We start from the raw sequence: 21644 nt of genomic DNA on the forward strand, positions 1-21644 counted from the left end.
CTACTTGCGAGCCTTGGCGTAATCAGCCGAATATTCTTCCGCAATCTTGTCTCCGCCGTTCTTGCGCCACGTGTCAATCGCACCCTTCCATCCGGCTTCGTCCAGCTCCCCAATGATGAATTTGTTGCGCGCATCCTGAATTTGTTTGTCCAATTGAGCGCCTTTCTCCACGAAAGTTTGTGAGATGAACGGTACGGTTGGATCGAATACCGCTTTCTTTTCGTTCTCCACCAATATTTGTTTCCATTTGGTCTCCATAGGAGAATCGCCCTTCTTAGGTCCGAACACACCCAATTTCACCATGATCTGATTCAGCGGGTTGATTTCGTTGTTGTACAAATCCGAATTGATCTTAGGGACTCCATTCTCAAGCGTGTATGTGTGCCCCTCTACCCCATACAAGGTCAAATCGATCATAGTCTGGTCTGTCATTTTATCGAAAAACTGCAGCATATCCTTCAAATCCTGTTCCGTCTTTACGCTGCTCTTCGGAAACATAAGTGTGCCCAGAAAGGCAGCACCTCCTAGGGAATACTCACCCTTAGGTCCTCGCAGACCTGTTGTAATATCAAGCACCGCGTTCGGATTCAATTTCTTCAGATCTGCGTACAAGGCTGTTGTTACACTATCAACGGACGTTACCACTACCCCGGCTTTGCCTTGATTGATGTTGGCTACATACCCGTCCTTGACGATCAGGAAATCTTGGTTCATCAGCTTCTCGCTGTACAGACGCTTGGTGAATTGCATCGCTTCCAAATATTCAGGCGTGGTGAAATCCGGAATCAGCTTGCCCGCTTGTACGCCCCATTTGTTCGGAGCGCCAAAATAAATAGCCAAATCGTTAAAGGCAATGCCCTGATCGCTCAGACCGAACGTATCGTTCTTCCCGTTCTTGTCCGGATCTTTGTTCGTAAACGCTTCCAGGATGTTGTAGAGATCATCAGTCGTCTTCGGAGGCTGAAGCCCCAAATTGTCGAGCCAGTCTTTGCGGAATATAATTCCTTGCCGGCTAATCGGGCGTGTGCGCGGCAATCCGTACAGCTTGCCGTCAATGGAGATGTTGTTAACAATTTGCGTATTCAGCTTGCTTAGATTCGGATAGTCCTTCAAGTAACCGCCGATCTCCCAGAACATGCCGGAGCGGGCGCCATTGACGATGTTCGCTTCTTTGTTGTTTGTCACGGTCAATACTTTTGGCATCGTGCCGGAGGCAATGGTGGCGTTGAGCTTCTCCTGGTAGGCGGCACCCACGACCCAGTTCATCTCCAATTTAACGCCGGTATACTCCTCTATCTTCTTAACAGCCGCACTGTCGGGTTTGATCGGCTCGGTCGTGAACTGCGGGACCATAATAGACACGGTTACCTGCTTCTTGGCGGTAGCGGTAGCTGTTGCGCCTGGCGCAGTCGAAGACCCTGGCGAAGCTTTGGGCGAATCGGCTGTACTGCAGCCTGCAATCGTCCCGACCAGCATACCTGTTGCTGCTGTCATGAGAGATACTCTTTTAATCGTGGCAAGCTTTTTTTTCATATTCTTAAACCCTCCTTATAGTTTACGCACGTTACCCGCGGTACCCTCAACCTTTTACGGAACCGAGATAGAGCCCTTTGGCAAAATGTTTTTGCAGAAACGGATATACACACAATATAGGAACCATGGATACTACAATAACCGCCATCTTAATCGTTACAGCAGGCGGGACCACGAACGCATCGCTGAATTGCGTCGAATCGCCGAATCCCCCTTGCGAGAGGATGACAATTTGCCGCAGCAGCACCTGAATGGGCCACTTGGCAGCATCGTTGATGTACAGCACGGCTGAGAAATAGCTGTTCCAATGGGACACAGCATAGAATAACGTTAATGTTGCCAAAGCTGGCTTGGACAGCGGCAGTATAATTTTATAGAAAATCTGAAAATCGTTGCAGCCGTCGATCTTAGCGGACTCTTCCAGGCCATCGGGCAGCTGCTGGAAAAAGTTTTTGAGCACAATCAGGTAAAAGGCGCTAATTGCACCCGGAACGATAAGGGACAGATAGGAATCCATCATTCCCACAGCCTTGACGACCAGAAATGTCGGAATCATGCCGCCGCTGAAAATCATCGAGAACGTGACAAGAAAGAGTACGCCTCGACGGTAACCCAGATCTTTTCTAGCGAGAGGATAAGCCATTAGGCTGGTCATTAACAGATTGGTGATCGTTCCCAATGCGGTTATCATGATCGAGACCCATAAGCTTCGGGTGATGGCACCTGTCGAGAAAATGTACTTGTAGGCGCTTAAATCGAACTTGCTTGGAAACAACAGAAACTGTTTTTGTGCTACCTCCTCCGGAGCTGCCAGAGAACTGGCGATGACATACAGGAAGGGCAGCAAAGTTACAAGCGAAACCGCGCTAAGAAAAATGACGTTAAACGTATCGAATAAACGGCTGGAAAAGGAGAAATTGCGAGTCATGGGAGCCACCACCGTTCCTTGGAGTTAAGCGTATTCAAAATATGCCATCCTCCCCTGCCTTACGGGCTCCGTAATTGGCCGCGATGACAAGGATCGCCCCGATCAGTGATTTGAACAACCCTACTGCCGTGCTGTAGCTGTAATTGCCTTGTTGGATCGCAACCGTATACACATAAGTATCGAACACTTCGCCCACTTCCCGATTCAAGGAATTCAGCATCAGGAAGATTTGCTCGAAGCCCGTATCCAGAAAATGGCCTAGCCGCAAAATAAGCAAAATAATAATGGTGCTTCTGATGGCAGGCAGCGTAACATGCCACATCCGGCGAAGGCGGCCTGCTCCGTCTATCGTCGCGGCCTCGTATTGCTGAGGGTCGACTCCGCTGATAGCTGCAAGAAAGATAATTGTTCCCCAACCCGCTTCCTTCCAGATCACTTGAGAAGTAACCATCGTCCGGAACCATTCCGAGCTCTGCAGCACATCAACAGGCTCCAAGCCTGTCGATGTCATCAGGTGCGGGACAATCCCGTCCTGAATCGTAAATAAAGTATAGCAGATGCCTATCACGACAACCCAGGAAATGAAATGCGGAACATAAATGATCGTTTGAATCGTTCGTTTGAATGCTTCCAACCGCAATTCATTCAATAACAATGCAAGAATGATCGGCAGCGGAAAAAAGAAAACGATGTTGTACAAGGCCAGCATGAGCGTATTGCGGAACAGCATCCAGAAATCGGAATCGCTGAAAAAGCGTTCGAAATGCGCAAGGCCAACCCATTTGCTGCCCAGTATACCCAAAAACGGCTGATAGTTCTGAAATGCAATGAACATCCCCCACATCGGTAAATACTTGAAGATAAGGAAATAAATCAGTCCGGGGAGAAGCATCGCATATAGCCATTTGTTGCGCATGAGTACGGCCAATGGAAGTATGCCTCCTTTCTATCTATTGTGTAATCGTATTCATCCTAAAAGTAGCCCCTCTCGCATAGTGCCGTCTATAATCCTAATCGTACTTTGAGGCTTCCGCAGCCGAATAATCAGGAGAGGACCATTCCTCGGCAGGATGGTGTGCAAATGATTAGGATGCAGAAAAAAGCTACCCATCAGGAAGTGTCCATTCCAGCCTGAAGGGCAGCTTATTTGCGTCAGTTGTCTCCCCCTACCTTGCAGGTTCGAATCCCAGCTCATTTTTTATTTTGGTCATGTCGAACAAGGGAGCGATCTCATTGCCTGCTTGTTGATAATAGGAGAGGTCCACGTTCTTTAATCGATCACCGAATATACTTTCCACTTTCTCCATAACAGGATGATCGCAGCATGCTTGCTTGCCGACCACATTATATGTACGAACACCATATTGAAGCGGTGCATCAACGACTGTGGCGATCGCTCTGACCACATCACTCATGAGTACTTTGCTTAAATTCGCGAATGGAATGTTCAAGGAAGAATGGCGTTTGACCTCGCTGCGATCCCAGATCTCTTCGTTTTCCACAACGGAACCTAATCGTAAATTAATAAAATCCGTTGCCGGCGACTTCCTGTTAGAATACTTGTTCAATTCCTCAACGAGGGCTTTGGAGGTGCCGTACGCGTCCGTTGCCAAACAAGGATGATCGTCGGGAATCGGAAGCTGCAAGGGGAGGAAATTGATATCCAGACAGCCAACCGCTGCAATCGAACTGATCGAAATGAATTTTTTACAACCCCGATCGATCAAGTACCGGAACAACCTCCTCGTCCCCAGTAAGTTAGTGCCAAAAATCTCGTCTTCGGAAAAACCGGTTTGAACAGCTGCCAGATGGATCACGGTATGTATCTGATAGCCATCCAGCTTGCATAAATCCTCGAACGAATCGAAATTTCCTTTTACATAAGGGGCGTCTACGGTCGGTTTATTCCGCGATAGACAAATCAGCTCACGATCGACGACCATCGACTCAAGCAATTTGGTGCCGATTTTTCCGTTCGCACCCGTTATTAAGATAGTCATATTGCTCTTCCTTTCTCGTGTTATTATATATATTATAAATAAATTATATATAATTTATCTTTGACAGGTCAAGCGCCACTTTGTTAAAAGGGCTCCCGCAATCCAAACATCCCTGCCGCTCAAAAGCGGAGGGATGTTCACTAAGAGGACGGCAATTTAGGATCATTGGATCACTTGGCCGCCATCGATTGATACTCAATGACAATCATCTGATGGCAATTGATAACCGGAACCTTGTAGCGGATAGTCGAGCCTTCTTGTTGGTAAGGAAGCTCTACCAGCTGCGGCGCCAGGTACACCCGGTTCACTTGTTCCGAGAGGTTCAGTGCAACGTCGATCTCATAAAGCGGTGTTATATCTTCAATTATCTCCATATCCTTGCCCCGCTTGACCGGCAATGCGTACAAGAGATGATTCACGTATCTCGACTCGCCCGGCTGATGCTGCAGGGAAACAATGCCTCCAGACGGCAAGCTTGTAGCGAGCGTTTTGCCGTTGCCGAGGAGCTGGTCAAGCGCATGCAGGATCGTCTCTTTGACGAACAGGCTTCCGTTCTCCCCGTAATCGTGAAATGCGTTCCAAGCGAGGTAAATTCCGTTCGCGCTTTCGACCATTCCGGGCCCTGCATCGTTGCGGCTGTTCGGCGTGTGAGTGAAGTAATAGGCGTTCACGTCACGGTTGAAATAAGGATCTTCGCGTACGCCCAATTCGGTTCCACCCGCGCTTAGAGCCACCTTTTGCCCCTGCGCATAGAAGACGAAGGCGCCTTCCCCCAAACTGCGAGTCGCAAAATGCGGCCTGAAAAAATCGGGCTGAAACGGATTGGGACCGATCCACTTTACGCCGAAATCGATCGCAAACGCATCACCTGCTTCGTTTAGCCCAGATTCTCCAGTAGCCAGCACCTTACCGCCTCTTTCGAAATAACGCGCCAATTTCTCGGCAAGCTTGGACGTGATCCGCACCTTATCCGGCAATATGACAACTTTATATAGGGCAAAGTCCGATTCCGTATCGATAAAATCGAACAACACATTCCCTTCCTGCAAAATCCGGTATGCGCCAACATCGGAGCGGCCCATCCGTTCCTCCGAAGGACCAAGTGATTCGACTTGCAGAACGGCGACGTCGGCCACATTATGGACATCCGTACACCAAGGCTCTTTGTCTTTGACTTCCCTGTAACTGTCTCCCACCATGCTATAGACGATTGGATCCATGATCCCGTCTGGGTGCAGATGATCGCCTACCGAGCAGCGTGTTCCGTGCGCCAGACTGAGGGCGGCTTCGAATCGAATGGCATTCGGATGCTTGTACCCGCCGAATTCGCCCCAGTTTTTGTGAAAACGTCCGGTCATGCCAACGATATTCGTTTCGATCTGCTGCAAATAGCGTGCGGAAATCGGAAAGTAATCGTAGCCCCAGCCGCCCGATGGCAGCGATTCGACTTCGAGATGACTGTTCATCGCTGCAATGTCACGGCGCCCGCAGCGAATGCCGCTATTGTGGAATACGGCCATGCCCGGCTTGATCGCCCGTACCCGCTCATTAACCTGCGACGTATAGTTGGCATAGACCCGTTCCGCCAGCTCCATAACTGCCTGCTTATCTCTCGGATCTTTCCCTTCTGAGAGTAGTGTCGCCCGGCAATTGTGGCAGTAGCATGCCTTCGGATAAACGATGTCGAGGAAGATGCCGTCCGCGTCATAGTTCGTAACGACCTCTTCGATTTGCTGCACGATGCGTTCCAGATAGGGTGAATGGAAGCAGAACACGTGCAGGCCAGGCTCCTTAAAGCCCGCATCCCATGTCGTCCGGTCGTTCTCGTCGCGCATGAGCCACTCGGGATGCCGTCTTGCAAGATGTTCGCTTAATCCGACGTTGATGTAAACAGGTGTCTTCACACCAATTTCGTGGGCCGCTTCGATCATTTCGCCCAGGAGGTCGAACTGCAGCCCGGGATGCTTCTCGAACTTTTGCGTATCGTAATACGCCCAGCCGTGAAAGCACTTGGCGAAGATGGTAATCGAATCCACATGGCCTAGCTGCAGCATCTCCTGAAACTGACGCTTGGAAAACCGGGTACCGATCTGCACATTCTCATGATTGTGAAAGTCGAGGTGAATTTGTCTGAATCTCATTTTAATTCGCTCCTTTGCGTAAAGTGCCGCATGCTTATTCTTTCACGCTTCCTAGCACGATGCCTTTCATGAAATACTTTTGCAGGAATGGGTACACCACTAGCACGGGCAACGCACCCATGAAGATTTGTGCCGCTTTCACCGTCCGATCGGATATTTCCTTCAGTGCTTCCGAATTCAATTCGGTCAACGTGGAGAAATCCTTCTGGATTACAATCGTCTGCAAATAGCTTTGCAGCGGGTAATGCTCGGGGGAATTCATAAATATAAGACCGTCAAACCAGCTATTCCAGTGACCGACCATTGTCAGCAGCAGAAGCGTTGCTAGTGCAGGCGTCGACAGCGGCAAATAAATTCGGATGAGCGTAGTGAAGTGATCGGCTCCGTCTATAAAAGCCGCTTCCTCCAATTCCTTCGGCAGTCCCCGGAAAAAATTCAGCAACAGGATGACGCTGAACACCGGCACTGCGCCTGGTAGGACGAGTGCCCAGATCGTATCGAGCAAGCCGGTCGCTTTGATAATCATGTAGTACGGAATGAGCCCCCCACTGAACAAAATCGTAATGACGAAAATCCACACATACAACGTGCGCGATCTGAACTTAGCCGATTCCTTGGACAAGGGATAGGCAAGCAGCGCTGTCATCACCATATTGATCGAGGTCCCGAGGAGCACACGTTTCACCGAAACGACAAGCGACCGGACAAATTCTTCCTTGCCGAGCACATAGGAATAAGACGTTATATTGAAGCCAACCGGCCACAGCTTGACTATACCGGCTGATGCTGCTTCGTTCACGCTTAGCGAGACGGCGAGTACGTGTACCAATGGTAATAGGCACAACACGCCCAGCAAGCCCATAAAAGTATAGTTAAAGATGTTGAATCCGATTCTCCATCCGGATGCCCGCATCACACCTCCCACCTTTCATAGGTTTCAAAATATTCGATACTTGGCAAATCGGTACGCCAGTAAATACGCAATGGAGATCAGCGCGAAGGAAATAAGCGAATTAAGCAGCCCAATCGCCGTAGCCGGGCTGTATTGGGCGCTGATCAGACCCATCCGGTACACGTAAGTATCGATAATATCGCCGCTTTCGTACACTTGCGGATTGTACAGGTTGAATACCTGATCGAACCCTGCATTCAGCACATTGCCGAGGCTGAGCGTCGCCAACAGCACGATAATCGGCCGCATCCCCGGAAGCGTAATATGCCATGTCTGGCGCAATCGGCCGGCCCCGTCCACAATGGCAGCTTCGTACAGCGAAGGGTTAATGCTCGTTAACGCCGCTAAATAGATGATGGTGCTGAAGCCGAATTCCTTCCAGATATTCGATGTGACAAGCACGTAAGGGAACCAGTCGTTGTTGCCGAGGAAATAAACCGGCTTGAACCCGAAAAACTGGATAATCTCGTTGACGATACCGACGGAGGGAGACAACAGATCGATCAGCACGCCGCCCAAGATCGTCCACGATAAGAAATGCGGCAAGTAAATGAGCGTTTGAATGCTGCGTTTGACGAATTTGACCAGAATCTCATTGAGCAGGAGGGCGGTCGTAATCGGAACGAACAGCCCGGCTACAATTTTCATAAGTGCGATGAACACAGTGTTTTTCAACACCTCGAGCGTATCCGGCAAATTCATCACATAGCGGAAGTTGTACAATCCGACCCATTCGGGGCCGAAAAAGCCTTTGGCCGGGATGTACTTCTGAAACGCGATGACAATCCCGAACATAGGTCCATAGCTGTATATAAGCACCAGGATAAGCCCCGGCACAATCATCAGATGCAGCTGCCAATTTGCCAGTTTCTTGCGAGTGCTCATTCTCCCGTGGAGTGGAGAAGGTGGAACGGGGAGCGAGGTATCGCCCCCGTCCTTCAACCGGCTTACTTGTTCTTGAGGTACCACTCGTTGACATCCTTGAGAATCTCATCGCCGCCCTGTTTTTTCCACTGCTCCACGTATTTGTCGAATTCGTCAATAGACGATTGCCCCAGGATGATTTTGGTCAACGCTTCGGATTCCATCTTGGCGAGCGCGGCGCCCTTCTCGATCATCGAAGGCAGTGGTGTCGTAATAAACTCGTTGCTGACATACAGATTGTTTTTCCGATAGTAATCGGCAACCGACATCGAGCCGCCTTTGTTGAATATCAGATTCCAGCCCCAGTTGCTGCGATCGCCGGCTTGGAACTTTTGAATTTTCTCGTGTACGCCTTTGTCCTCGGGTGTCAGCTTCGACAAATCCTTCGTATCAATCGCTTCGATAATACGCAAGCTTTCATCGACGTTCTTGAACGATTTATAAGCGGATACAGCATTGAGGAGCCAGACCTGGTTATTGTCCGCTGGCGACGTATTGAACTCCTTGTAGATATCGTCGGATTTGTTGTCATAGTATGTCTTCAGCCAAAAGTCGAGCATTTTGAGAACTGCCTCTGGGTTTTTGACACCTTTTTTCACGACCCAGTAACCCGACACGCCGAGCTGGACTTGCGATTTGGCCGTTGTTCCGTTAACGGAAGTGAGCGGGAACGCTTTCCATTCCATCGACGGGTCTTTGTCCTTTGCTGCTTGCAATGGGAACAGTCCGGCATAGGGTCCGTTATAAAACATCCCGATTTTGCCATTCGCGATCGTTTCGTACACTTTGGTCGTGTTTTTCGCGCCGAATTCCGGATCGATTTGCCCCGCCTTGAACATCTCCTGCAGCTTCCTGAGCGCGTTTTTCATTTCCGGTTGGATGGTCCCGTACGTTAATTTACCGCTAGCGTCCTTGATGTGAATGCCCGAATACGCATGGAAGCTGTTGAAGAAGCCAGTTAGAATGGCAAAATCTTTGTCTATGGCGAGGCCATACGTATCGTTCTTGCCGTTGTCGTCGGGATCCTTGGTTGTGAACGCTTCGCTGATTTTGAGCAGATCGTCCATCGTTTTGGGCTCCGGCAGGTTCAGCTTCTTCAGCCAATCCGTTCGAATGTAGACCATCTGAGAGCCTTCTTTACTTGGCGATGTGAACGGGATGGCCATAAACTTGCCGTCGATGGTGGCCGATTTCAGGGCATTGTCCCCGCCTTCTGTCAGCAGCTTCTTGACGCCGTCCGACGCATACTTGTTGTAAGCCTCCGTCATATCGGCAATCAATCCCGCTTCGGCGAGCTGTTTGAATTGGGTGGCCGTGGCCTGGAAGAAATCGGGGATATCGCCTGACGCGATCGTCAGATTCATCTTCTGTTCCATCTGAGTCGGATCGACTGCCCATAACGTTTTGAGCTTGATGCCGTATTCCTTCTCATAAGCGCGGGTCCATATGTTGTTCTCAATCGAATCTCCTTGCGCGAACTTCACCGTTGGCTGCTGCGCTCTTACAGTCGACAGCGTGATCGGCGGGTCGTACTTGCCGTCCTTCATACCGCTTGCCGCTCCGCTATCCTGCGGTTTCGTGCTTTCTTGCGGTTGGGAAGAATCTTGGGGTGTTCCCTTGTCCCCCTTCTCACTTGTGCAGCCTGACAAAGCAAGCGATAGCGCACATATAAGTGTTGCCGATAGAAGGCTCACCTTTTTCATCTTGTGCATTCCCCCTCCAATGATTGTAATTCAGCAAGCTGCTAGGATGAAGCCGCTTACATGTATAGCGTAACCGCTGCACCCGAAGCTTGGATAGCGTCCGTTTCTGCCACTTTATTCCGTTCCGGGCTTAATCTACGTGAAATGTCCGGGAATGAATAAAGGGTATGAAATTGAATGTTCCCCTTTTGCCGTAAAATCGACTATGATGGAAGCAATAAGATCTGGAGCAAGGGAGTGCGGACGATGATCGACGTTTTTCGGTTGAAACGGAACTCGTTATTTACTAAGCTGCTTCTCGGTTTTATCGTTATTATTGTTATTTCCTTTATTTTCAACGCGCTGTCTTTCAACTTTTTTACCGGAAGCATTCGAGAAGAAGTCATTACGTACAACAAGCTGCACATGAGCAACACAGTGTCCAACTATGAAGAGCATTTCCAACTAATGGAGGAAGTGGCTTCTGCTTTTTATAACAATCCAAATGTAACCGCTCTCAATCGAGACAGCTCCAACTTTTTTGCCATGAACGATTTGGCTGATGAATTTACGTCGTTAGTCACGATCTATAAGAATTTGGGGTTAGATAATGTATTTCTCTATAACAGCCGTCATTCCTTTCTGGTCGATAAAAGCGGTCTGATGAAAGAAGCCGACATGTTCGGCAATCAGTACCTCAATTCCACGTATGACGCCGCTTTTTGGGCCAAGCAGATGGATGAGGACTATCATGTCAAAATCTTTCCTGCCGCCGAATTCGAGCGTAGAAATTTTAACGGCTCCATTCAAACGGCCGGAACGTTCTTTCCTGTTATCGTCAAAAGCAAGCTGCAAAAGCAGTATTATATAGCAGCTTTTCTCGATGCCCCCGCCATTTATCAAAAATATCATTTGTCGGTTACGGACCTTTTCTATATGACGGACAGCGGCGGAACGGTCTTCTACAGCACAGGCAAGCAAGGGCAATCAACGCCCGAGCTATCGTTCGATCCATCCGTGCATTATTTGACAAAGGACAACAACTACTACTTCTACGCTAAGGGTGAGAAATCCGGCTTAACCTACGTCAACGTCATTCCGAACCAGAACATCGCTTCCAAAGTATACCGCCTAAGCGTAGTTCTGATCGTACTTCTCGCGCTATCCCTTCTGCTTAGTCTGATCATTTCAGTCCTGCTGAGCATCCGGTTCAAGAGTCCGATCCAGAGAATTATCGAGTCGATGTATAAAATGAATCCAAACATCCAGCTCGACAGCAAAATCAACGAATTCAATATGATCTTCGACAACCTGCGGACCATTATAGCTTCCAATCGAAGCATCCATAAGGATCTTCAGCATAAAAATACGCTGCTCAAAAAATACGGATATCTGAACAAAGTGAAAAGCATTCCGATCGGCAGCAACGATGTGCAAAGCCTGATCGATACGTCCAAACCGTATTTCTTCGTTATGTTTCATCTCCATTTCACCCGTCGTTATCATGAGCTGGTCGTTGAGGAACAGAAGAAGTCACACATTCTTGAATTTATCCAATTAAATATGCAGCAGGTGTTTCCACAGTCAGAAACCGTGCAGATGGAGAAGGATCTCATTTTCTCGATTGTGTTCGCTGAATCGGATGCCGCGGGTGCCTTGCTGGATATGCTCGGCAGCATGAAGCATGTGTTCGATACAGATAGCGATTACTATTACGTGACCATTGCGCTTAATCCGGCGCAAAGCAGCCCCAGCGCATTCACGGCCGCTTATGAAGAAGCGCGGGACATGGTTCGCCGACGTAAGCTGAACAATGAAACGCAGATTATTACGGACCGGATTGGTCCGCAGTCGGACTTCCACCTGACACCTGCGGAAGAGAAGGAGTTCACCGCGCATCTTGCAGCCGGCAACGAGGTGGATAGTTTGTTGATGGTCCGGCGAATGATGAACCGCCTTCAATTGAACGGCACGGCCGAGCAATACCGGCAGTTGGCGAACGAAGTCGTGTCCAAGACGCTATTGGCGCTCATGCTGCAAAATATTAACGCAGGGGATTTGCAGGAAGAGTTGTCGCCTTACGAACAGATCAAGGAGTTCGTAACCGAGGAGCAGTACGACGTCTTCTTTGCAGCCTGGATCGGCTGTGCTGCCGCTATGATCACCAGCAAGAAGATGGAAAAAGACCCGATTATCGAGTATGTGCTCGCTTATATGGAGCAGCATTACGGGGAAGACATCGGCCCGGACGCAGTTGCCGAGAAGCTACATCTGTCCTCTGGCTACATGTGCAAATATATCAAGAACAAAACCGGCAAAACCTTCGGTGACTGTCTCGACGACATCCGAATCATGCAGGCCAAACAAATACTGGAAGCTACCGACTGCAGAATTCACGAAGTGGCCGTACAGGTTGGGTATCAGAATGCGAATTCCTTCACGAGGATGTTCCGAAGATTGACGGGCATCACCCCGGGGGAATACAGGCGGGAGAAACGTGTCGTTATTGCTGAGATGCAATAATCGGGCTGCGTCGGGTTGTGTGTATAATGTTCGCTAGCGTATCAAAGACAGCTGATCGATTCGAGCAGCTGTCTTTTGCTTATATTAGACTATCGATCCCCTGTGCTCCATAGCGGTAAACTGTATTTCGATTTTAACTGCATTAGCTGCAGTTAATTTTCTGAGATTGAGGCTTTTTACCAAAATAACTGCATTTCGTACCGTTAATTCTATGAAATCCGGTCCATTTCGGTATAACTCTAATAATTAGATGCAGGTTTTGCAGTAATATTTGAAATAGCTATTGCTTAAGAGAAATTAGCTGCAGGTTTTGCAGTTCATTCACCCCGCTGTCTAGCTAAACAATCCGCCCACCCCCACTTTTCCCTCCATCGACCAATTCCGCTGCTGCTTTTTGCTTTTTTTGCTTCAGCCTCATTGTGCGCTTTAAGAACATGATCCCACCGCCTGCCCTTGATGTTACTGGTTATTCTTCACTCATGATCACCTTTTTTATCCAATTATTTTGAGACATAGGAAAACCTCTGAAGAGAGATCTCTACAGAGGTTGTTGGCCTATAAGTTCAATTGGGTACATGAGTAGGAGATGGGGATGGGTTACGATCCGGCACGACTGCACCATTGCGGTGCAATATTCCCCGCAGCTCCTCCACATCGACATCTCTCACGGAGATGCTGCGTCTCGCTGCGATGGCCGCGGCCGCTCCAGCCGCCTGACCGATCGCCATGCTGGACGCCTGCACGCGGTAGGCGGAGTGCGCTTCGGCATCTCCGGAAATACACCGGCCGGCCGCAAGAAGATCTCCCCCGCTCCCACGGGGGATGAGCGCACTGTAGGGGATCGTCGCTACGATCCCGTCCTCAAGCGGACGAATATCTATCGTATTGTCATTGTGGCGGTGAATATCAATGGGATAATAGCTGTAACATACCGCATCTGGCCACACATACCCGGTTTTATAGGCATCCCCGGTAATCCGTGTCTCACCAAGAATACGCCGCGTGTCGCGGATGCCGCATTCAACGGCAACATCCTCGACTAGGAGCTTCTCGCAGCCCGGAACTTGGCGTAGCAGCCGGTATGCCCGAAGCAGAGCAGCCCGTGCTTTGAGTTCGGCAGCTGTCTTCGCCTGCGAAGTAGCAGCGTCGATACCTGTGATGTGGTTAGAATTCCCACCGCCGGATCGCAGCTCCTTCCATAACGGGGGTAAATCAGGCCCAGGATTCGAATAATCGGTTGGCAACAGCTCACCCGCTGTCAGAGCCTCACTCGAGAGACGCTGCAGCGCAGCCTGATCAACATCGGAAAGCTTATAGCCGCCTAGCCGATAAATCAGCGTTCCCGGCTGTTTGTGCTCATCTTCCTCGAGCTTATAGCCCATCAGGGAGGCGATATTGGCATCGCCCGTGGAATCGATGAGCTTATGGGCCCTAACTGCGGTCAGTCCCGATTTGCCGGCAAGCACCACCATCTGCCGATCTCCATCCGTTCGGACCGCAGCCGCCATCTCGTGAAGCCGCAGTGTCACGCCTGCATCGATACACATATCGTCTAACACGGTAGCATAGACGAACCGATTGACGGAAATGTGATGCTCCGGATGCCTCCGCGGCGAATAAGGGACCGAGAAATCCTGCAGCACGGCTCCGCCGCGGGCTACCGTCTCTTCGATGATTTCCCAGCCAATCCCGCGAATGACATGCCTTCCTGATCGGGTATGGAACAGACCTGGGAAATTGACTGCAGCAACTGTGGTCGTCCCGCCGAGCATGCCGTTTTTCTCTACTAGCGCCACTCGGGCTCCTTCCCTGGCAGCCTGGATCGCGGCTACGCAGCCCGCCGGACCGCCGCCGAACACAACAATATCGTAATTAGCGGTAACTGCGAGCACCGTATTGTAATCGTAATTTCGTTCTCCCATACAGCTTCACTCCTTCGCAATCGGAGAACGGGAGCAAGTCGCCCCCGTTCAGTCCCGTTTCGTCTATTTACATCTCTCCACCCTGGGGGGTTATTTAATCAATCCAAGCGCCTTCAATTCCTTATCCGCTTCAGTCATGATTTTGTCGAGCTGATAGGTCGATTGCAGCGTCTTGATAAAGGCCGGCAAATCGCTTGACGGCCGTTTGCCGTAGACGAACTTGACCATCTCCTCCAGCTCGTATTTGGCTTTATCCGTCATGTTCACGCCATCCGGCACTGGAATAAATCCGTCGTAAATGCGGATAACCGGCAATTTGTTCGTGAATTCGAAATACGTTTTCTGGCCAGGGAAGCGTGCGTTCAAATATTCCATTTCGATCCGGCCCGTAAGCTGGTGAATCGTCGCTTGCCCGATTTCCGCCACCTTGTCTTGGTCTACAACAACCTGACTGCCATTCATCTTGTAGTGGACCCCTTCAATGCCGTAATTGACAAGTAGCTGTCCTTTACCGCCTGAGACGTAATTCAGATATTCAATAATTTTCTCTACCTTCTCCGGTTCCTTCTCCAGAGACTTAGGGAGTACATAGCGGCCGCTCGTGTTACCCTCGTCGTACATATCCGCGAATTTGCCGCCAGGTCCAGTCATGGCGTCAAGCTGCGTCCACTTCTGATTCGGATTGATCGAGTTCATCTTCTGCTCCATATCCGGACGCTTGAGGTGCGCCCAATGCGCATACACAATGCCCGCTTGGCCCTTGAATGCCTTCTCTTGATGGGAGAGCCCTGTATTGGTAAGGAATTCGGGATCGATCAAGCCTTCATCTAACATCCCTTTAATGTAGTCCACCGCTTTGGCTGTCTCGGGCAGCGTAGTGGAATAGACCACCTTGTTATCCTTTATCATGAAATGGCCGGGGGCTGCGACACCGAATGCTGCGAAGAACGGGCTAAGCGTACCCTCGAAGCCGTTGCCGGTGATGCCGATCGTGTCCTTCTTCCCATTGCCGTCGGGATCTTTCTCCACGAAAGCCTTGGCAACTGCTTTAAGCTCGTCTAATGTTGCCGGTGCTTTCAAATTCAGTTTGTCCAGCCAATCCTGCCGCACCCAGAATGTCGTCTGCACCGGAATAAGCGGCCTATAAGGAATTCCGAACTGCTTGCCGCTCACTTGCCCTTTTTTCATGAACGTTTGCGAGAATCCATTCGCATCTGTCAGATTCGTCATTTTTTTCAAATAAGGGGTCAGGTCTAGAAGCATTCCTTGTTTGGCATAGGAGAACATTTGATTCTTGTTCACCGTAAAAATGTCGGGAGGTGTTCCGCCTGCCAATCGGACATTCAACTGTTGATCGTATTCAGAAGGAACCATGGAAATCTCAAGAGCCATATTCAGATCCTTATTGAGCTGTTGTAAAATGACGTCCTTGTCGGGCGCAGGCAAACCGGTGCCGCTGCGAAGCATGGTAAGCTTGACGGGTGCGGTAGGTTTGGCCGATGCAGAAGCGCTGGACGAAGGCTGACCAGGCGAAGCGGATGGGGCTCCCTCTTCCTTGGTGGAACTGCCGCCGCATGCCGATAAGACCAGAGTGGTTCCGAGCACAGCGCTCATAACGAGTGGAAACCGTTTAATCATGACGAATCATACCCCTCTCATATGTTTCAAGCTAACCTTTTATCGAACCCAGAAGAGCTCCTTGCGTAAAGTACTTCTGGATAAAAGGATATACAACCAGGATCGGCAGCGTGGATAAGATGACGGCCGCCATTTGCAAAGTCTCCGTCGGCAGCACTCGTTCGAAGTCCTGCTCCGGCATCTGACTCTGGTTCAGAATGCCCCTAAGAATAACCTGCAGCGGATGCTTCGAGTTGTCTGAGATGTAGATGATCGCACCGAAAAATTCATTCCAGTGACCGACAGCATAGAACAAACCAACCGTAGCAAGAATAGGCAGCGATAGGGGCAATACGATGGCTATGAATATTCTGGTCTCGCTTGCTCCATCGATCTTCGCCGCTTCGTCCAGATTCTCCGGCAGATTCTCAAAAAACGTCTTCATAATGAGCAAATAAAAAGCGCTGACCGCTCCCGGCAGGATCATGGCCCACACGGAATTGATAAGTCCGGTTGCCTTCACCACCAAATAGGTTGGAATGATCCCCCCGCTGAATAAAAGGGTAAACACAACGATGAACAGAATCGTGCTGCGATAAGGCAAGTCCTTCTTGCTGAGCGGATAGGCCATTAGAGACGTTAGCAAAAGGTTGATTAAGGTGCCTACGATCGTAATGAATGCCGTGACTCCATACGCCTGCGGAATCTTCGAATCATTCAGGAAGGTTGTATAAGCTTCAAAGGTCACCTTTCGCGGGATGATGGCGAAGCCGCCCTGCTTCAGCACCTCGGCATAAGGCGTCAGCGATACAGCGATTACGTACAGGAGCGGGAAAATAACACTGATCGCCGCCAGCAAAAGAAGCGCATAAACGATCGTCATGTACATTCGGTCTTTCCAGCCGCGTGTCACCATATGCTTCCCCCCCATCGCTTGGCCAGCCGATTAGATGCGACGACGAGCACTAATCCTATCATGGATTTGAACAATCCGACGGCAGAGGCGAGGCTGAAGTTGAACTGCTCAAGACCGGTTCGGAATACATAGGTGTCTAATATATCAGCTACCGGATATACCTTCACGTTATACATGATGTAGACTTGATCGAAGCCGGCATCCAGAATGTGGCCGAGTCTGACGATGAACAGAAGCACGATCACATTGCGAATCCCAGGTAGTGTAATGTGCCAGATGGAACGAAGCCTCCCCGCACCATCGACACGCGCCGCTTCATACAACGTAGGATCGATGCCTGCAATCGCGGCCAGGTAGATGATCGCGCTCCAGCCGAATTCCTTCCATAACTCCGAACCGATCAGCACGCTGCGGAAATACTCCGTAGAAGTCAGGAATGGGATAGCGAAGTCGAAATGCTCCTTTAGCCATACATTCACGAGACCGGTCGTCTCTGAGAGCAGAATGAGCAGCATTCCGTACACAATGACCCATGACAGAAAGTGCGGCAAGTACGTAATCGTCTGGACGATGCGCTTGAATGGCGCAAACCGCACCTCATTAAGCAGAATGGCGAACACAATCCCGGGCGCCATTCCCCAGATCAGCTTGTAGATGGAGATGAGCAGCGTGTTAGTCAGAATAGTAGAGAAGTAGGGGGAATCGATGAAAGATTTAAAATGCTTATACCAAGGATCCGCCCACTCGCTCCCCCAAATGCCGTTCATGAAGTTGAAATCCTTGAAGGCGATGATTGCCCCGAACATCGGCGCATATCGGTACGTCGCGAAGTAGATTAAACCCGGCAACAGCATGAGATAAAGCGGACTGTATCTCCGCAGCATCCTTAGACGGGCCGTTCTACCCATTTATGTTCCCCCCTCTTGGTTGACTGGTGCTTACATTTAAAATAATAGCCCTGTTCGATGTTAGATTGAACAGGGCTGGATTATGATTTCACAAGGGTGATTTATGGAGTATGGTCGAGCAGCGGATGGCGAATAATGACACGCAGACCGGAAGTGGATTTGTTCTCCAGTCTCAGTCCATGGCTCTCCCCGAAGCTGACCTGCAGCCTGCGGTGCACGTTGCGCAGACCAAGACCGATTCGGCCTGTCCCTCCCTCTCGCGTCCCTTCGGACAAATGCCGATGCAATTGTTCCAGTGTTGCCGCGGGCGCGCCGGGTCCATTGTCCTCCACCACACTTACAATATCCCGTTCCTCGCGGTAAATGGACACCAACAGCTTGCCTTCGCCACCCTGCAGACGGTCCATGCCGTGGCGGATTGCATTCTCCACGATAGGTTGCAGAATCAGCTTCATGAAAGGAGCGTTCAGAATACCAGGCTGGATATGATACATAATCTGAAAACCGCCCTTACGCAGCAGCTCGATATTGACGTAGGATTTGACATGCTCCAGCTCTCGTTCGAGCGTTGTCATCTCCTCTCCCTCGTTCAGACTGAACCGCAGAAGGTCAGCGAGCGATGTCGCCATCTCCGCGATGCTGGCCTGCTGGGCAGATTCCGCTTTCCACTTGATCGCATCAAGCGTATTGAACAGGAAATGCGGATTGATCTGATGCATCAGCATTTGCAGCTCCAGCTTTCGCTTCTCACGTTCGGACTGCTTGGTCCCTTCGAGCAAATCAAGCATGCCTCCGATCATCGCATTATACCCGCCTACAAGCTGACCGATTTCGTCCCTGCGCTGCGTATAGGGTAAGCACCTCTCCAGCACGCCCTGTCGTACTTTTCTCATATATCGAACGACTGTCTGGAGGGGAACAGTCACATTGCGCGTAAGAATCGCAAGCAGGATTGTAATAATCGCAAGACTGGCACAGAGAGTGAGCCACGTATACTGCTTGATGCTCTTGATTGGACCTAGCACGTCCGATTTCGGAATGATGGCAGCAAGACGCCAGTTATTGTAACGGATTGGCAAGGAATCAGCGTAATAGGATGTGTCGCCGCTCGTAATCGACTGCAGACGTTCGCCATCAGTGCTTGACTTCATATCTCCGAAGAAGGCAGCATTGAACGGTGAATCCGGCTGAAGCATATTGTTCCCGACTGCATCGATGATCGTTAACTTATACCTGGAGTAACGTTCGTTCGTAACCATTCGATTCTGCACCAAGGCACTGGGCACCCGAATGACCATAACCCCGAGGTTCTGGAACTGGTCATTGAGCGAGCGGATCGGCCTTATGAAATAATAATCGTTACGGCGAACACCATATACCTCAACAGATTCATATGTCCAGAATCCCCTTCCTCCCGACTGCAACGCTTGTTCGAACCAGTCTCCGCTCAGCTTCGGCATGCTGCCGATCAAAGAGCTGAAGTTCGCATATTTGTCCAGATCGACGGGATAGATGTTCAGCTCATACGGCCCTGCAAGCGCATAACGAACCTTGCTTAGCTCATATAGGAAGTCAACCTCCTGCGGCATCCCGTTTTTGGCCCCGAGCAGCAGCCGTTGCAGCGCTTCAGCGGAGTAAATATCAACAGAGCGGCGTTCAACATCATCGAACCATTCGTGAATACGCCGTGCATTGGTCTGCAAATTGTCCGATAGAAAAGCCTCGGCTGCCTTTTCCAGTTGATGTCCGTACCTGCTGTTAGCCAATAGACCGAGGATGAATACCGGTACATAGACAGAGATAAGGAGCAGGAAGAGCAGCTTTTTGTAGAGTGTTAGGGTAGGCAGGCGCCATCTTTTCATAGGGTAAACGGTCCCCCTCTCTTATCGTCCGAATCGAAACTCCTTTGGGGAGAGACCCGTTTTCTTTTTGAAAATTTGTCCGAAATGCTGCAGATCCTGATAACCAACCGCGCGCACGATTTCATATATTTTGAGATCGGATTCGCGCAGCAGCCATTTGGCATGTTCAATGCGGACATCCGCAAGATAATCGACAAAATTAATTTGGCATTCCCTTTTGAACAGCTGGCTCAGCCATACAGGATGGATGGATAAAGTCTCTGCTATTCCTTGAAGCGTTATATTCTCGGCATAGTTAGAGTCGATTAATCGCTTCGCCTTCTCGATCATGAAATGGGAGTGCGTGGATGAGATTTTTCGCGCCAGCTGCTGCAAATAATCGACGATACAGGCCCGCAGTGATTCGAAGCTATCGCACTGGTCGAGCGCTTCCCATAATTCGAGCGGTACATGATGCAGACTGCTAGCGAATCTTTGTGAAAGAGAAGCGTGAAGCTCGGCCAGACATTCCAAGCACACCCGTGACAGCTCGCGTATATCATGTGCCCGGTTGCGCAAAGCCAGCTCTTTAATCATCGTGTCAACGGCTGCTGCAATACCCGACATGTCCAATACCATGATACAAAGGGCAATTCGCTCGGCATGATTCTCCGTTTCCCCCTCCCGCAAATCAAGCGAGACATAATATTGCTTGACCGCTTGTTTGCTAAGGATGCACATTTGCAGAGCACGGGTTGCTTGCTCATATGCCGCAGCAAGCGATTGTACCCCGCCTGATGGGGAGCTGATTCCTATTCGCACCGTTACTTTATGATAAGTGGCTACCTTTTCCGCGATTTCATCTGTCAGTCGATCCAGTTCGGTAGTGCCTGTAATCAGGCACCACTGATTCCTGGCGTTGCGAAACAAGACAGATGGCGGATAATCACGGATTATTTCATCCACAATGTTGCCAATAGCGAAGCTGGTCAGATCTGTTTCCTTCTCCGCCAGAGATCGGTCGGACAGACCTGCCACATCGATCGCAAGAACAGAATAATCCGTGACGGCCAGCCAATCGAGCGACCAGAATTTCAGTCGATGATACACATGCTCATGCAGCGCTGTCATCTTCATGCACAGCCCGTGAAGGAATTTATCGCGCAAAGTCTTCGCGCCAAGCGCGGAAGCAGCCGGATCACGCCGCTGCAGCTGCTGCCGTTCTTCAAGGATAGCGTCTACCATGCCGACAACTACAGTATGGAATTGTTGTTTGTCGAAGGGCTTCAATATATAATCATGCACACCGAGCTTAATTCCCCGCTGGGCGTACTCGAAATTATTGTATCCGCTTACAATAACGATTTTCGGATGGTATCCTTTTGATACAATCTGTTCAATCATCTCTAATCCGGAGGTACGGGGAAGCACAATATCCGTGATGATCATATTCGGCTTATGCACGTTAATATACTGCAAGGCGTCTTCGCCATTGTCGAATGCATGCACCTGGTCAAAGAGGTCACGAAGCTCACCTATCACCTCATTCATCCCGTTAAGGATTTCTTTCTCGTCCTCGACGATTACCACATTCATCCGGATTCCCTCCTCGTCATCGTCTTGTGTACCGCTAGATCGTATGTGGTAGTAGTGTAAATCTAGCAGAATCACCCTGTCTGTGTATAAATCATCGACATCTACTTTAATTCACTAAAGGATCGAAGTTGAAAAAACTCGCCCCAAACGAGGCGAGTTTT

The 21644-nt window shown here is 49.9% G+C and carries 15 protein-coding genes; 1 reads left to right on the forward strand and 14 read right to left on the reverse strand.

What is annotated here, in order from left to right; genetic code table 11:
• From AC58QD_RS21750 to AC58QD_RS21785, 8 genes are all read right to left on the reverse strand, one after another.
• Complete coding sequence (locus tag AC58QD_RS21750) at nt 1-1533, reverse strand: extracellular solute-binding protein (RefSeq protein WP_497337112.1); 1533 nt, start codon at nt 1531-1533, stop codon at nt 1-3.
• A 46-nt stretch (nt 1534-1579) separates the two neighbouring features.
• On the reverse strand, nt 1580-2461 hold the full coding sequence (locus AC58QD_RS21755; RefSeq protein WP_497337113.1) for a carbohydrate ABC transporter permease: 882 nt from the start codon (nt 2459-2461) through the stop codon (nt 1580-1582).
• A gap of 34 nt (nt 2462-2495) precedes the next feature.
• A complete protein-coding gene (locus AC58QD_RS21760; protein WP_497337217.1) occupies nt 2496-3377 on the reverse strand; it encodes an ABC transporter permease in 882 nt (293 codons plus the stop codon).
• Nucleotides 3378-3627: 250 nt separating this feature from the next.
• The gene (locus tag AC58QD_RS21765; protein ID WP_497337114.1) at nt 3628-4461 is read right to left on the reverse strand and encodes an NAD-dependent epimerase/dehydratase family protein; all 834 of its coding nucleotides are present in this window, start codon (nt 4459-4461) and stop codon (nt 3628-3630) included.
• Between the two features lie 170 nt (nt 4462-4631).
• The gene (locus tag AC58QD_RS21770; RefSeq protein WP_497337115.1) at nt 4632-6602 is read right to left on the reverse strand and encodes a family 10 glycosylhydrolase; all 1971 of its coding nucleotides are present in this window, start codon (nt 6600-6602) and stop codon (nt 4632-4634) included.
• A gap of 34 nt (nt 6603-6636) precedes the next feature.
• A complete protein-coding gene (locus tag AC58QD_RS21775) occupies nt 6637-7515 on the reverse strand; it encodes a carbohydrate ABC transporter permease (protein ID WP_497337116.1) in 879 nt (292 codons plus the stop codon).
• Between the two features lie 24 nt (nt 7516-7539).
• Nucleotides 7540-8439, reverse strand: a complete 900-nt coding sequence (locus tag AC58QD_RS21780) for an ABC transporter permease (RefSeq protein ID WP_497337218.1) — start codon at nt 8437-8439, stop codon at nt 7540-7542.
• Between the two features lie 62 nt (nt 8440-8501).
• Entirely contained in the window at nt 8502-10181 is a 1680-nt protein-coding gene (locus AC58QD_RS21785) for an extracellular solute-binding protein (RefSeq protein WP_497337117.1), read from the reverse strand.
• Nucleotides 10182-10427: 246 nt separating this feature from the next.
• On the opposite strand from AC58QD_RS21785, the gene AC58QD_RS21790 reads away from it, so the two are divergent.
• Nucleotides 10428-12683 (forward strand): helix-turn-helix domain-containing protein, encoded by a 2256-nt coding sequence (locus tag AC58QD_RS21790; protein ID WP_497337118.1) that lies wholly within the window; start codon nt 10428-10430, stop codon nt 12681-12683.
• 563 nt (nt 12684-13246) lie between these two features.
• On the opposite strand, the gene AC58QD_RS21795 is transcribed toward AC58QD_RS21790, so the two are convergent.
• The 6 genes from AC58QD_RS21795 to AC58QD_RS21820 all read right to left on the reverse strand — a co-directional run bounded on the left by AC58QD_RS21795 (nt 13247) and on the right by AC58QD_RS21820 (nt 21483).
• The gene (locus AC58QD_RS21795; protein ID WP_497337119.1) at nt 13247-14605 is read right to left on the reverse strand and encodes an FAD-dependent oxidoreductase; all 1359 of its coding nucleotides are present in this window, start codon (nt 14603-14605) and stop codon (nt 13247-13249) included.
• Nucleotides 14606-14695: 90 nt separating this feature from the next.
• On the reverse strand, nt 14696-16243 hold the full coding sequence (locus tag AC58QD_RS21800) for an extracellular solute-binding protein (protein WP_497337120.1): 1548 nt from the start codon (nt 16241-16243) through the stop codon (nt 14696-14698).
• Nucleotides 16244-16274: 31 nt separating this feature from the next.
• The gene (locus AC58QD_RS21805; protein WP_497337219.1) at nt 16275-17135 is read right to left on the reverse strand and encodes a carbohydrate ABC transporter permease; all 861 of its coding nucleotides are present in this window, start codon (nt 17133-17135) and stop codon (nt 16275-16277) included.
• Nucleotides 17132-18046, reverse strand: a complete 915-nt coding sequence (locus AC58QD_RS21810; protein WP_497337121.1) for an ABC transporter permease — start codon at nt 18044-18046, stop codon at nt 17132-17134. The genes AC58QD_RS21805 and AC58QD_RS21810 overlap by 4 nt, the downstream gene beginning before the upstream one ends.
• Nucleotides 18047-18147: 101 nt before the next feature.
• Nucleotides 18148-19908, reverse strand: a complete 1761-nt coding sequence (locus AC58QD_RS21815; RefSeq protein ID WP_497337122.1) for a sensor histidine kinase — start codon at nt 19906-19908, stop codon at nt 18148-18150.
• Nucleotides 19909-19929: 21 nt separating this feature from the next.
• Nucleotides 19930-21483 (reverse strand): response regulator, encoded by a 1554-nt coding sequence (locus tag AC58QD_RS21820; protein WP_497337123.1) that lies wholly within the window; start codon nt 21481-21483, stop codon nt 19930-19932.
• Nucleotides 21484-21644: the final 161 nt, after the last annotated feature.

This window comes from Paenibacillus sp. J2R1T-4, assembly GCF_059692235.1.

Coding starts and splice junctions, on each gene's coding strand:
- AC58QD_RS21795 (WP_497337119.1), bottom strand. CDS start 14,605: ATGGGAGAACGAAATTACGATTACAATACGGTGCTCGCAGTTACCGCT.
- AC58QD_RS21780 (WP_497337218.1), bottom strand. CDS start 8,439: ATGAGCACTCGCAAGAAACTGGCAAATTGGCAGCTGCATCTGATGATT.
- AC58QD_RS21800 (WP_497337120.1), bottom strand. CDS start 16,243: ATGATTAAACGGTTTCCACTCGTTATGAGCGCTGTGCTCGGAACCACT.
- AC58QD_RS21775 (WP_497337116.1), bottom strand. CDS start 7,515: ATGCGGGCATCCGGATGGAGAATCGGATTCAACATCTTTAACTATACT.
- AC58QD_RS21760 (WP_497337217.1), bottom strand. CDS start 3,377: ATGCGCAACAAATGGCTATATGCGATGCTTCTCCCCGGACTGATTTAT.
- AC58QD_RS21765 (WP_497337114.1), bottom strand. CDS start 4,461: ATGACTATCTTAATAACGGGTGCGAACGGAAAAATCGGCACCAAATTG.
- AC58QD_RS21750 (WP_497337112.1), bottom strand. CDS start 1,533: ATGAAAAAAAAGCTTGCCACGATTAAAAGAGTATCTCTCATGACAGCA.
- AC58QD_RS21770 (WP_497337115.1), bottom strand. CDS start 6,602: ATGAGATTCAGACAAATTCACCTCGACTTTCACAATCATGAGAATGTG.
- AC58QD_RS21810 (WP_497337121.1), bottom strand. CDS start 18,046: ATGGGTAGAACGGCCCGTCTAAGGATGCTGCGGAGATACAGTCCGCTT.
- AC58QD_RS21820 (WP_497337123.1), bottom strand. CDS start 21,483: ATGAATGTGGTAATCGTCGAGGACGAGAAAGAAATCCTTAACGGGATG.
- AC58QD_RS21755 (WP_497337113.1), bottom strand. CDS start 2,461: ATGACTCGCAATTTCTCCTTTTCCAGCCGTTTATTCGATACGTTTAAC.
- AC58QD_RS21785 (WP_497337117.1), bottom strand. CDS start 10,181: ATGAAAAAGGTGAGCCTTCTATCGGCAACACTTATATGTGCGCTATCG.
- AC58QD_RS21790 (WP_497337118.1), top strand. CDS start 10,428: ATGATCGACGTTTTTCGGTTGAAACGGAACTCGTTATTTACTAAGCTG.
- AC58QD_RS21815 (WP_497337122.1), bottom strand. CDS start 19,908: ATGAAAAGATGGCGCCTGCCTACCCTAACACTCTACAAAAAGCTGCTC.